Here is a 12,362-nt window from a genome sequence, read left to right on the forward strand (position 1 = left end):
GGAAACGGACACATGATTCAATTCTCACTGCCACGAGACACCCTGTTAAAGCCGCTGCAACTGGTGGGGGGTGTCGTTGAAAAACGTCAGACATTACCGGTTTTGTCTAACGTCCTGCTGGAAATCGAAGGTAACCAGCTGTCGCTTACCGGCACTGACCTGGAAGTCGAAATTCAGGGCCGGGTTGAGCTGTCAGAACCTTCCACGGAAGGTGCGGTTACCGTGCCAGCTCGTAAGCTGCTCGACATTGTGAAGTCTTTGCCGGATGACAGTCTGATCAGCCTGGTGCAGAACGACGACCGCGTTGTGGTCACCAGTGGGCGCAGTCGGTTCACGCTTTCTACCTTGCCTGCATCGGATTTTCCGAATGTCGAGGAAGATGAGAATACCCTGAATTTTGACATGCCACAGAAGACGTTAAAGAAGCTTGTCGATGCAACTTCTTTTGCGATGGCTCAGCAGGATGTACGTTACTATCTGAACGGAATGCTGCTGGAACTGTCGCAGAACAGGGTGCGTACAGTAGCGACTGACGGCCATCGTCTGGCAATGAGTAGCCAGGGTGTTGATGCCCTTGGCGTTGATGAACGGCGTCAGGTCATTGTACCGCGCAAGGGTATTCTCGAATTGAACCGGCTCATGAACGATTCTGACGATTCCGTTGAGATTTCGCTGGGTACCAATCACCTGCGCGCGAAAACCGCGGCCTTCACGTTCAGTTCGAAATTGGTTGACGGTAAATTTCCTGACTACGAGCGAGTGGTCCCCCGGGGCGGTGACAAGGAGGTTGTGGGCGATCGTCAGTCACTGCGTTCGATCTTCAGCCGCGCTGCCATTCTGTCCAATGAGAAATACCGGGGCGTTCGTTTGCTGCTCAGCGAGAATAACTTGCAAGTCAGAGCCAACAACCCCGAGCAGGAAGAAGCCGAGGTTAATCAGGAGATTGATTACCAGGGACCGGAACTCGAAGTTGGGTTCAACGTCACTTATCTGCTCGATGTCATGAACGTCACCCAGGGAGATCAGGTGAAACTGGTGCTCTCTGACGCCAATAGCAGTGCCCTGTTGAGCGATTTCGACGATGACTCATCGGTCTATGTCGTGATGCCGATGCGTCTGTAATCGGGCGCAGAGTCCCAGGCCCGGCATGTCTATTCGCCGTTTAACCATTCAGGGTGTCCGTAATCTGGCGGAGACCCGTTTCGACCCGGGTCCCGGTGTGAATGTATTGGCCGGGGCTAACGGCGCCGGAAAGTCTTCCGTGCTGGAAGCGATTCACCTGCTGGCGCTGGCCCGTTCCTTCAAAGTATCTCGTACCCGCACGCTGATTCAACAGGGCGTTGACGATGCGACAGTGTTCGCAGAGTTCACCAATAAAACTCGAGTTGGGGTGCAGCGTTCTCGTAACGGCCATCACAGCATTCGTATCAACGGAGAGGCTGTAACTGCTGTTTCTGAACTCGCGCAGAGACTGCCGCTGCAACTGATACACAGCGACAGCTTCCTCTTACTGGAAGGATCTCCGGGCCACCGCCGTCAATTTCTTGATTGGGGCGTTTTTCACCAGGAAGATGGCTTTCACAGCCAGTGGCAAAACGCGCAAAAAAGCCTGAAAAACCGCAACTCTCTGCTCCGATCTGGTAGAATAGAACGTTCGCAGTTAGCCGTTTGGCAGCGCGAATTTATCACCGCTGCCGAGCAATTGGATGACCTGAGAAAGCAGTATCTGGAGGGCTTTGTACCCCGGTTCCATCAGGTACTGGCAGCACTGATTGATTTACCCGACGTTCGTATTCACTACTATAGGGGTTGGGATAAAGCCCGCCCATTGGCGGATGTACTCGAGCAGCAATGGGAACGGGATCTGAAGCTGGGGTATACGCAGAGCGGCCCGCAGCGAGCTGATATGCGCATTAAAGTGGGTAACCAGTCCGCAAGCGACATCCTGTCTCGTGGTCAGCAAAAACTGGTGGTGTGCGCGCTCAAGGTGGCTCAGAGCCTGCATCTGCAGGACGTTCATCACCGGCCGACGACATTCCTGGTAGATGATCTGCCAGCGGAGTTGGATCGGCATCATATTCAGAAGTTAGGCGCCCTGATGGAAGGACTGACCGGTCAGGTCTTTATGACCAGTGTCGACCCGTCACTCCTCAAGGATTTTTGGCAAGCGCCGGAGCAGGTTCGAATGTTCCATGTGGAACAGGGCCAGATACGTCCGGCGAATGATTTGGAGCTACCAGATGAGTAACAGTTACGATTCCTCCAGTATTAAAGTACTCAAGGGACTGGACGCTGTTCGCAAGCGTCCCGGCATGTACATTGGGGATACAGACGATGGCACCGGTTTGCACCACATGGTGTTTGAAGTGGTGGACAACTCCATCGATGAAGCCCTGGCCGGGCACTGTAAAGACATCAGGGTAGTGATTCATCCGGATGAATCGATCAGCGTCAGTGATGACGGTCGTGGCATCCCGACCGACATGCACGAGGAAGGGCAATCGGCTGCTGAAGTAATCATGACTGTGCTGCATGCGGGCGGTAAATTTGATGACAACAGTTATAAAGTCTCGGGTGGTCTGCACGGCGTTGGTATTTCAGTGGTTAACGCCCTGTCTTCCGAGGTGAAACTCACCATCCGGCGCGATGGTAAGATTCACGAACAACGGTATGTTCATGGTGTTCCGCAGGAACCCCTAAAAATCGTTGGCGAAGCGGATTACACAGGTACGACTATCCATTTCAAACCCTCAGCCGAAACATTCACCTCTATTGAGTATTCATTCGATATTCTGGCCAAGCGCTTGCGCGAGCTGAGCTTTCTGAACTCTGGGGTTGCCATTCATCTGAAGGATGAGCGCAGTGGCAAGGAAGAGTATTTCAAATACGAAGGCGGACTTAAGGCCTTTGTGGACTATTTGAACAAGAACAAGCAGACACTGAATCAGGTATTTCACTTCTCGTTTCAACGCGAAGAAGACGGCATCGGCGTGGAAGTGGCCATGCAGTGGAACGATACCTACCAGGAGAACATTCTCTGCTACACCAATAACATCCCGCAGCGGGATGGGGGTAGCCACCTGGCCGGGTTCCGTGCAGCACTGACGCGGACGCTCAACACCTACATTCAGAACGAAAACCTGCAGAAGAAACACAAGGTTCAGACCACCGGAGACGATGCCCGGGAAGGCCTGACCGCGATTATTTCGGTTAAGGTGCCGGACCCCAAGTTCAGCTCCCAGACCAAAGACAAGTTGGTGTCGAGCGAAGTCAAACCGGCCGTTGAACAGGAAATGGGCAAACAATTCGGTGATTTCCTGCTGGAAAACCCGAATGAAGCCAAAATTCTGGTTGGTAAGATGATCGATGCGGCCCGTGCCCGTGAAGCTGCGCGCAAAGCCCGTGATATGACTCGACGCAAGGGTGCACTGGATATCGCCGGACTGCCCGGTAAGCTGGCCGATTGCCAGGAGAAGGATCCGGCACTCTCTGAACTCTACCTGGTGGAGGGTGATTCCGCCGGCGGCTCTGCCAAACAGGGTCGCGACCGTCGGACTCAGGCCATTTTGCCGCTGAAGGGTAAGATTCTGAACGTTGAAAAGGCCCGCTTCGACAAAATGCTTCAGTCGGCTGAAGTTGGCACGCTGATTACGGCGTTGGGCTGCGGTATCGGTCGGGAGGAATTTAACCTGGCCAAGCTGCGCTACCACCAAATCATCATCATGACCGACGCCGACGTTGATGGGTCTCACATTCGAACCCTGTTACTGACGTTCTTTTTCCGGCAAATGCCGGAACTGATTGAGAATGGTCACATCTATATTGCACAACCGCCATTGTTCAAGCTCAAGAAAGGCAAGCAAGAGCAGTACATCAAGGATGAGAAGACGCTGGAACAGTATCTGATCTCCCAGGCGCTCGATGGTACTGAGTTGTTTGTTAATGAAACAGCGCCACCGATTCGTGATGCACAGCTTGAGAACCTGGTGAATCAATATAAAGACGTGATCAGCCGGATTGACAGAATGAGCCGGGTTTATCCAAAGGCCGTCCTGCAAGAGCTGATTTATATGCCAGATCTGACTCCCGAGATGCTGTCGAGCCAGGATGAAGTTGCTAACTGGGTAGACCACCTCAGTGACCGTTTGCTGGACACCAATGCGGGCAGCACCACCTATCAAATGTCGATCACCGAAGATACGGAACGCCATATCTTCGTACCGAAGGTACAGGCCATTGCACATGGGCTGGGAACTGATTACCAGTTTTCTCATACCTTCTTCGAGAGCAAAGAGTACCAGGCGATTGTGGCTTTGCGAAACGTGCTCGACGGCTTGATAGAAGAGGGTGCCTATCTCAAGCGTGGTGAAAAGTCTCAGCCAATCGCCGAGTTCGAAGAAGTGATTGAATGGATGATGGGCGAGGCCAAACGGGGTTATAACATTCAGCGCTATAAAGGTCTGGGTGAAATGAACCCCGATCAGTTGTGGGAAACCACCATGGACCCCGAACAACGGCGCATGTTGCAGGTCACCATCGAAGACGCTATTGGTGCAGACCAGATTTTCAGCACCCTGATGGGTGATGATGTAGAGCCGCGGCGGGCCTTTATTGAGACCAATGCATTGCTGGTAAGTAACCTGGATTACTAATCAGTCGCCTGAAGCCTACCTGGTGAGCCGTTGCAAAGGCCAGAGGCCCTGGTAAACGTGCCAGTGCCCCGCAGCTTTGAGTGTTGCGGGATTTTTTAACAGCCTGTTGTTTTAGATGGGACATTGTCTGATTGTTTGAAAAGGGGCCTGTAAGGCCCTTTTTTGTGCCTGAAAGGTTGGTGCATATGACTCTCGGGAGCTAGCCCCTAATCCGCAGTCTCGCAGCTAAAAATAGAAAGTAATGGGCGAAGGTGATCAGTAAACACCCTGGTACAGAGGTAATGTACCATCGAGAGGTATGCGCAAAGTTCGTTTACTTTTCCTAATCCCCAGCCTGCACAGTATTCAAATGTGGATATATCGTAAAGCAGGGAGAGCATTCCGGTGATGCACCTGGGTTGTACGGCGCCTGGTGACCTGACTTTATGAATTGACGAGCTATGGCGTGAATCTGGGCTTACCGTCGCCCCCATCTTTCGTCGGGCCTCTGTCTATGTGTGCTTGGCATCGGTATAACGATGGACGAGGGGAGGATGCGGATTCAGGGAGGTGAGTAGATTGAATGGTTCCACGTGGAACACAGTTCAATAGACGTCAAACTGGTTCTGATTATGTGTGGTCTAGACGGGTGGGGTGCCTATCAAGCAATCGGGCCAATACCGGTCTGTTGGAAAACGTCCCTTTTTGTCAGCAAGCAATCCTTCTGCTTTCAGTAATTCATATTGCATTGGTGAGCCAGGGTGTTCGGTGATTTTTCGCTGGCTGTTGATGATCCGGTACCAGGGCAGGCCCGATTCTCTTGGCAAAGTTCTAAGCCATGCCTGAACCTGACGGACGTGAACACCGCACAAACAGGCTAGTCGGCCATAGCTTGTAAAGTAGCCCTCAGGAATTGAGTTTAACGTCTGATAGAACGCAGCTTTCGGACTTGTGTGGTTGTCCGGGTCTTTATCGGCCATTACTAACCTCCTTTGTTACTTATTCTAGGATATCAAAGGGTAGGTGGCAGTGGCAGGGCAGCTTTAAGATGTGTTCCACGTGGAACACATCTTAAAGCTTGATGATCTATTTGGTTACAGCTCGTAGGCGAGCGCTATTCCGGGCGTACATCTACTTAGGCTAGGATGTCTAGGCGAGAGGCTCTGAGTAATCCACGCCGAGCTCTGGTTTGTCTGAGTGACTTGCGAGTGTGGTGCGGTACTTCTGACGGACATCACACCGGAATAGGTCTTTACTTTTAAATGAGTCCAACGAATGGGCAAGTGTCCCCGAAAAGTCGCAAAGACGAACACCAGCGAGGCAGGGAGGGGCTAAAACGCTCTGCCCAGCGTTGGACTTCTTGAACAGATGATGGTCATTGCGCACTTGAAGTGCGCCAAAGGCGCGCCCGGAGCGAAGTGTGGCGCCTCTCTCTTGGGTCAGGCTGGCTATTGTGGCCCGTATAGCCCGCTCAGCCAGAACTCTGGTGTAGCGGTGTTGTACAGAGGCTCTCAGATATTTGTTCGCTGACCGGGCCTGACAGCCATTAAACACCTAATCCAGAGCATCGAGCGCTTCTAGTACTTTCTCTGAAGAGCTGACTTCAAACTGGCCAGGTTCTTCGATTGCTATCCATTCTACCGTGCCATTCTTTGCAATCAGCGCAAAACGGCGTGACCTTACGCCCATACCACGACCGGTTGCATCCATTTCCAGACCCAGGGCTTCGACGAAATCCGCGTTGCCGTCGGCGACCATGTCCAGCGCATCAGCGTTCTGTTGCTTGCCCCAGGCTGCCATAACGAAGGCATCGTTAACGCTGAGACAAACGATACGATCAACACCCTTGGCTTTGAGTGTGTCGGCATTAACCACAAATCCTGGCAAGTGAGACTGGCTGCAGGTCGGGGTGAAAGCCCCTGGCACAGCAAACAGCACCACCGTTTGATCAGCAAACAAATCATCGGATGACACGCTGACGGGTCCGCCTTCGCCCATGCGGTGCAGCAGGACGTTGGGCAGGGTTTCTCCAACTTGAATGGTCATAGTCGAAAGATTCTCCATGGTTTCTATTCAGAATGAGTGTACGTACTCGTGGGCGCACCTGCCCAGTGTAGCAGTGCTGCGGTACCCGAGTTCCGTCAGAAGGCTATGATATACGAAAGCCATCTGTCGATGGACTTGGCCCCGCATTATTGAGACATTTATAAAATTAACAGTCTACAACCGCCTGCAACAGGCGCATTTGGAGAAGCACCCGGCAATGGCATCGAATGGTAGCAAAGCAACCGTAACGGACAATTACACTCTGGCGTTCATTCAGCCAGCTGACAATTCGGATATGGCCACTGTAATTCGCCAGGGGCTTACCGAATTTGGCGCTAACCGTCCCGGTTTTGCCTGGGAGGATCCTGAACTGGACAACCTGAGTCGTGCCTATCACGGCGACAGGACGGCCTATTGGGTCGTTAGAAGCCGTGGAAGGGTGGTTGGTGGCTGTGGTATTGGCCGTCTGCAGGGGTTGGATGATTGTTGTGAGCTGCAAAAGATGTACATTTCGGCCGATCATCGTGGTGCGAGTGTTGGCGCCTGGCTCATGGATGTGGCACTTGACTTTGCCGCCCACCACTATCATTGGTGCTACCTGGAAACGCTGGGTGGAATGACCCGGGCAGCGAGGCTGTATCGGCGCTCTGGATTTATCCGTCTGCCACAGCCGATAGGTCAAACCGGTCACAATGCGTGTGATCACTGGTATATTAAGGAGCTTAACAATAATAAGATAACGGGATGACTCGCCCTTCTTCGCTGAACGCACCTCTCTGCCAAAGCCCGGGGCAAATAAATGGATGTTGAGTGTGTTATCAAAGACTCGTCCGACAGCAGAGCTGAGCCGATTGAAAAGGATTCTCGGAATCAGACAAGGACCACGCCCCCGGTGGCTAGTAATGTTCGGACTGCTGTTTGGTTTGTTGGCCATGTCAGCACCCCGGGCGGAACCGGTGGCTCCGCTAGTTGAATTGACTCAGTCTGATGTTGAAAATCTTGGGCCACAGGTCTTGCTGTTGGCGGATGAAAGCGGCCGTTTATCACCCTTTGATATCTTGCAACCGGAATACGCCAACAAGTGGACTGAGCACAGGGCTAACAGCATCAGCCGCGGCTATGATGACACTCCTTTCTGGGTGCAGTTTAGACTGGACGCGTCTCAGTCGATCCATAAGGAGTGGCACCTGGTTCTGTCTAATCCGCTGTTGGACTATGTGGATGTGTATCAGGTTTTTGGTAACAGCGGGCCAAGACTGATCTATCGATCCGGGTTGCAACGTCCAAATCAGAGTCGCATTGAAGACCACCGGTACTTTATTATCCCGGTTGAAGTCTATGGGCCTACAACCTACTTAATGCGTATAGAAACGTCACCGGCGGCGCTGGTTCCGTTACACGCCTATCCCAGTGATGATTTCTGGTCGCCATTGCTGAAAGCCGACATCGGCAATTGGCTGTTTTATGGCGTATTGCTGGCAATGGTGCTGTACAACGGGTTTCTGTTCACCACAGTACGCGATGTCAGTTATCTGTTTTACGTGCTGTTTATGTCGAGTTTCGGGTTGTTGCAACTGTCACTGGATGGGTACGTGGCGCAATATCTATGGCCTTCGGGGCAGGTATTTCAATCCGAATACAATTTCTGGATTACAGTATTCACGGTTATCTTCGCCTGCTTCTTTGTGATTCACTTTCTAAACCTCAGGCAAACATCGCGTGCGCATCTCTGGGCCCTCTACGCGATGGTTGCCTTGCAGCTCACATCTGCACTATTGCTGCTCACCATCGAACTGGACTGGTTTGCCCAACTCTATGCCCCGACGTTGCTGTTGTTCATGGCCCTGGCTATTTCAGCCGGTGTTCGGGCCTGGCGTGTGGGCTTTATGGCGGCCAAATTCTTTGTTTTGGCCTGGGTTTTGTTTGCCTTGGGCAATTCCGTTTTTCTGTTGGGTCGGTTATTTGGTGTTGAACCACCCTTGCCCCCCAATTTGGCGTCAAAACTGGGGGCCTTCGCCGAAGCCATGCTGTTGAGCTTTGCACTGGCCTATCGGATTCGATTGCTCCGGGATGAACAGGAGCGCCAACGCATGCGAGTAGAAGCACAGAGCCAGTTTCTAGCGCAGATCAGCCACGAAATTCGAACCCCCCTGAATGGCGTTTTGGGAATGACCGAAGTGTTATCCCGTACACGGTTGGATAACGAACAGCGTGGCTATGTTGAGACCATTCAGGGCTCCGGCAGTTCATTGCTGGCGTTGATAAACGACATTCTGGACTACTCCAAAATCGAAGCAGGTAAAATGGCGTTTCGGCGTGAGCCAGTGGATGTTCATCAACTGGTGCAACAGCAGGTGAAACTGTTTCTGTCGCAGGCGGAACATAAATCTCTGCTGTTGACCGGCGATATTGAGCCGGTGGTCCCTGCATGGGTGATGCTGGATGCCCAGCACGTGCGTCAGGTCTTGTCGAACCTAGTCAGTAACGCCATTAAGTACACTGATAAGGGGGCGGTTAAACTTACGCTTGGAATAGACCCAAACGCACCCCGGTTGCTGGAATTCAGAGTAGAAGATACGGGCATTGGCATTTCCGAGGTTGATCAGCAAAATCTGTTTAACCTCTATTCAGACGTTGATCCCGGACGTCAGCGCCAAGCGGGTGGAACAGGCCTTGGCCTGGCAATCAGCCGTGAGTTGGTGGCTCTAATGGGGGGCACGCTAATGGTGACCAGTGAGCCTAACCAGGGGTCGTGTTTTACCGTAAGACTGCCCTTTTTGCAGGCTCGACCGCGACGTGAGGAAGCCCGGTTGGCGGACCCTGTGCCACAGAACGGCCTAAGGGTGCTGGTGGCGGAAGACAATTTAGTGAATCAGCACGTCATTCAGGGGTTGCTGGAAAAGTTAGGCCACCAGTCAACCTTGGTCAATCATGGTGGTGAAGCGCTGGAAGTCAGACAGGCAGAAGCTTTTGACGGTGATGTGTTGCTGATGGATTGTGAAATGCCACACATGGATGGCTATGAAGCAACAGAGGCCATCCGCGCCTATGAAAAGCGTCACAATTTGCCTCGATTACCCATTGTCGCGTTGACCGCTCACGCGCTTGAGGATGTTCGTCGGCGATGTATCGAATCCGGCATGGATGAATTTCTGACCAAGCCAATCAATACCCGCCAGCTGGAGCGAGTATTGGGTCAATTGACGCGTGAAAACCAGGACCGCTAAGACTGTGGCTTAGTCAGCCGTCAGCCGATGTGGTTCTGTTACGACCGGCCCCCTTGCTCGTGTACAGGGCTTCATCGGCACGATGCAGCCATTGATCTGCCGATTCTCCATTGCGGTAGGCCGATACACCGGCAGAAAAGGTGATTTGCACCGGTTTTCCCTGAAAGTTGAACGGGCACTGGCTGATGTGCAATCGCATTTTTTCTAACGCCTGCATTCCCGCATCAATTGGCGTTTGCGGCAGTAGCAGGACGAATTCCTCCCCCCCGAATCGGGCCAGATAGTCCGACTGGCGAACCTGGCTGCGCATTTCTTTCGCCAACACCTTAAGAACTTTGTCGCCAGCGAGATGGCCATACTGGTCGTTGATGGTTTTAAACAAATCAATGTCAATCAGCGCGACGCAGCACGGTTGCTGATAGCGCTCACTACGGGCAATTTCTTCGGCCAGGCGGGCATCAAAACCCTGCCGATTCGGCAGTTGAGTCAGCGGGTCACGAAGTGACAGCTCGCGTTCCTGATGCACCTGTTCGATCAGCCTGCGGTTATCTGTCTGTAACTCGGTCAGTTGCTGTGTCAGCTCGGCCTGGCGCTGATGCATGCCGGAGAGACTTGACTTAACCTGGTCCTGAAATTCACTTAACACGCCCAGCAAATCGTCCATGGAGTGGGTCATGGCGAGCCTCAGGCTCTGCATGTCGGTGGCCGTTTCCAGTTCGCTGCGTACACGCTCAAGTTGGTGGTCAACATTGGCGTTCAGACTGTCATTCAGCGATTGCAGGTTTGTGACGGCGTGCTGGTCTTCTCCAATCAGGCGGTTGATGGCAACCAGTTTGGCATTAAGTTCATTCAGGTAATACTCGAACTTTCCTTTTTCCTGATTAAGTCGAGTTTGAATCAACATAATCGTTTCTGCCGCGAGGACATCCAGAGTCGTCCAGTCTGGTATTGGTTCCAGGCGGGCAGCCAGAGAGCGCAAAGCGCCGTCTTCATCGCCCAGAATGGCCAGAGTGCGCAACAAGGTGATAAAGCGTGAGCAGAGTTTCTGTCTGAGCCGAATCAGGGTGCTGCTGTCAGCATCAGGGTCCGCTCCCAAAGAGATCAGCGGCTGGATCTGTTGCGCCAGTGTCAGCGCATCATGGACATAGGGGCTGCGTTCGCCTATTTGACGTATGAGCGTGTCAGGTACCCGCTCGTCGTCGGTATCAATTAACAACTGATACAAGGAATACAGGTGCGTAACGCCTTCCTCGGTACGGTTTTCGATAAGATCAAACCGTTTATCGGTGGCTTCCAGGGCTTTGCCAAAGGCGTCAACGTCCAGATCGTTGCGTTGTCGCAGCGCCAGTTTGAGCTGATCCAACGTTTCGTCGAGCTCTCGGTCAATGCCCCGAATCATGATGGATAAATCCAACACGCCGCGTCGCAATAAGTCCTGAATGTCGCTCATTCTTCCCATATGTCCTTGCCGATACTTTGCTGAAAATTACCGAAGCTGATGCGAGTATAGCAGTGCTTTGCTGCCACGCCGATCTACGCAGCCGCTTTTATCGGGCCAGTTCGGGCAATTCAATTTCGAGTGCGACGGGCAGATGATCGGACAACGGAAAATCGAGCACGCCCATCCGTACGATCCGTAAATGACGACTGACCAGAATGTGGTCGAGGCAACGATGAGGCTGCCAACTGGGAAACGTAGCGCGGGCGTGGGCCGATTTAAGGCCGCACTCTCTTAAGGGCGAATCGTTCAACAATCGCAGACTGTGGGTGTTCATGTCGCCCATAACGATAACGTGCTGGTATTGCTGGATCAGATTCCGAATGAAGCGCAGTTGCTGGTCCTGCGCTTTCTTGCTCAACGCCAGATGCAACATAACAATGACGACAGGATGCTCATCGCCAAGTTGAACCACCATAGCGCCCCTACCGGGCAAACCGGGCAGAGCATGTGTGTCGATGCGGTGAGGTTTTAACCGGGAAATCAATCCGTTGCTGTGTTGAGCGAATCGACCCAGATTCCGGTTCAATTGCTGATGCCAGTAGGGTTGGCCTGATTTTCTGGCCAGGTATTCAACCTGATTGACATAACCGGTGCGAAAACTCCCACCGTCAACTTCCTGCAGAGACACGATATCAAAGTGGCGTATCAGTTTGCTGATCTGATCCAGATTGTGCTGACGCGACCGGCTGGGCCAGACGTGCTGCCAGGACTTCAGGAAATAGTCAGGGAAATGCCGGGTGTGTATGCCCACCTGAATGTTGAAACTCAGCAGGGTCAGATGGTCTGGATCAGCCTTGCGGTAGAACTCCCGGGGGTCACTTAGGTGAACCGGGAACTCATAATCCAGGTGGCTTGATCTCATGGACAGGCTCCTATCAATGGTGACCCGTCGGCAGTCAAAACACGATAATGAAGGGCCGGTTGGCTACTCAGTGTAGCGCAACCGGTAAGGCGGTG

9 protein-coding genes are annotated in these 12,362 nt (G+C 52.7%); 5 read left to right on the forward strand and 4 right to left on the reverse strand.

What is annotated here, in order from left to right; translation table 11 throughout:
- The first annotated feature begins 15 nt into the window (after positions 1-15).
- Genes dnaN through gyrB form a run of 3 tightly spaced genes read left to right on the forward strand, consistent with a single transcriptional unit; the run spans position 16 to position 4,652 of the window.
- Positions 16-1,122 carry a DNA polymerase III subunit beta gene (dnaN, locus tag G565_RS0107205; protein ID WP_028670323.1) on the forward strand — a complete coding sequence of 369 codons (1,107 nt, stop codon included), beginning with the start codon at positions 16-18 and terminating at the stop codon, positions 1,120-1,122.
- Positions 1,123-1,147: 25 nt separating this feature from the next.
- Positions 1,148-2,248, forward strand: coding sequence for a DNA replication/repair protein RecF (recF, locus tag G565_RS0107210; protein ID WP_028670324.1), 1,101 nt, complete (start codon positions 1,148-1,150; stop codon positions 2,246-2,248).
- Positions 2,241-4,652: a DNA topoisomerase (ATP-hydrolyzing) subunit B gene (gene gyrB / locus G565_RS0107215; protein WP_028670325.1), complete on the forward strand. Its 2,412-nt coding sequence runs from the start codon at positions 2,241-2,243 to the stop codon at positions 4,650-4,652. The genes recF and gyrB overlap by 8 nt, the downstream gene beginning before the upstream one ends.
- Before the next feature lie 620 nt (positions 4,653-5,272).
- Here gyrB and G565_RS26325 read toward each other — a convergent pair.
- Both G565_RS26325 and G565_RS0107220 read right to left on the reverse strand, forming a co-directional pair.
- Positions 5,273-5,611 carry an MGMT family protein gene (locus tag G565_RS26325; protein ID WP_084649267.1) on the reverse strand — a complete coding sequence of 113 codons (339 nt, stop codon included), beginning with the start codon at positions 5,609-5,611 and terminating at the stop codon, positions 5,273-5,275.
- A gap of 574 nt (positions 5,612-6,185) precedes the next feature.
- Positions 6,186-6,677 carry a peroxiredoxin gene (locus G565_RS0107220; protein WP_028670326.1) on the reverse strand — a complete coding sequence of 164 codons (492 nt, stop codon included), beginning with the start codon at positions 6,675-6,677 and terminating at the stop codon, positions 6,186-6,188.
- Positions 6,678-6,894: 217 nt separating this feature from the next.
- Here G565_RS0107220 and G565_RS0107225 point away from each other — a divergent pair, with 217 nt between their 5' ends.
- Together G565_RS0107225 and G565_RS0107230 are read left to right on the forward strand one after the other, a co-directional pair.
- On the forward strand, positions 6,895-7,425 hold the full coding sequence (locus tag G565_RS0107225) for a GNAT family N-acetyltransferase (protein ID WP_051207531.1): 531 nt from the start codon (positions 6,895-6,897) through the stop codon (positions 7,423-7,425).
- 154 nt (positions 7,426-7,579) lie between these two features.
- A complete protein-coding gene (locus tag G565_RS0107230; RefSeq protein WP_028670328.1) occupies positions 7,580-9,904 on the forward strand; it encodes a hybrid sensor histidine kinase/response regulator in 2,325 nt (774 codons plus the stop codon).
- Positions 9,905-9,917: 13 nt separating this feature from the next.
- Here the strand turns inward: G565_RS0107230 and G565_RS25900 are convergent, their stop codons facing one another.
- The gene (locus G565_RS25900; RefSeq protein ID WP_028670329.1) at positions 9,918-11,354 is read right to left on the reverse strand and encodes a GGDEF domain-containing protein; all 1,437 of its coding nucleotides are present in this window, start codon (positions 11,352-11,354) and stop codon (positions 9,918-9,920) included.
- Between the two features lie 97 nt (positions 11,355-11,451).
- Complete coding sequence (locus tag G565_RS0107240) at positions 11,452-12,267, reverse strand: endonuclease/exonuclease/phosphatase family protein (RefSeq protein ID WP_028670330.1); 816 nt, start codon at positions 12,265-12,267, stop codon at positions 11,452-11,454.
- Positions 12,268-12,362 lie beyond the last annotated feature (95 nt).

The organism is Saccharospirillum impatiens DSM 12546 (genome assembly GCF_000423605.1).
GTDB classification, from domain to species: Bacteria; Pseudomonadota; Gammaproteobacteria; order Pseudomonadales; family Natronospirillaceae; genus Saccharospirillum; species Saccharospirillum impatiens.

What these genes read in the sequence shown, in the direction of transcription:
- G565_RS0107230 (WP_028670328.1), top strand. Translation starts at nt 7,580, where the DNA reads ATGTTCGGACTGCTGTTTGGTTTGTTGGCCATGTCAGCACCCCGGGCG.
- G565_RS0107240 (WP_028670330.1), bottom strand. Translation starts at nt 12,267, where the DNA reads ATGAGATCAAGCCACCTGGATTATGAGTTCCCGGTTCACCTAAGTGAC.
- G565_RS0107220 (WP_028670326.1), bottom strand. Translation starts at nt 6,677, where the DNA reads ATGACCATTCAAGTTGGAGAAACCCTGCCCAACGTCCTGCTGCACCGC.
- gyrB (WP_028670325.1), top strand. Translation starts at nt 2,241, where the DNA reads ATGAGTAACAGTTACGATTCCTCCAGTATTAAAGTACTCAAGGGACTG.
- G565_RS25900 (WP_028670329.1), bottom strand. Translation starts at nt 11,354, where the DNA reads ATGAGCGACATTCAGGACTTATTGCGACGCGGCGTGTTGGATTTATCC.
- G565_RS26325 (WP_084649267.1), bottom strand. Translation starts at nt 5,611, where the DNA reads ATGGCCGATAAAGACCCGGACAACCACACAAGTCCGAAAGCTGCGTTC.
- G565_RS0107225 (WP_051207531.1), top strand. Translation starts at nt 6,895, where the DNA reads ATGGCATCGAATGGTAGCAAAGCAACCGTAACGGACAATTACACTCTG.
- recF (WP_028670324.1), top strand. Translation starts at nt 1,148, where the DNA reads ATGTCTATTCGCCGTTTAACCATTCAGGGTGTCCGTAATCTGGCGGAG.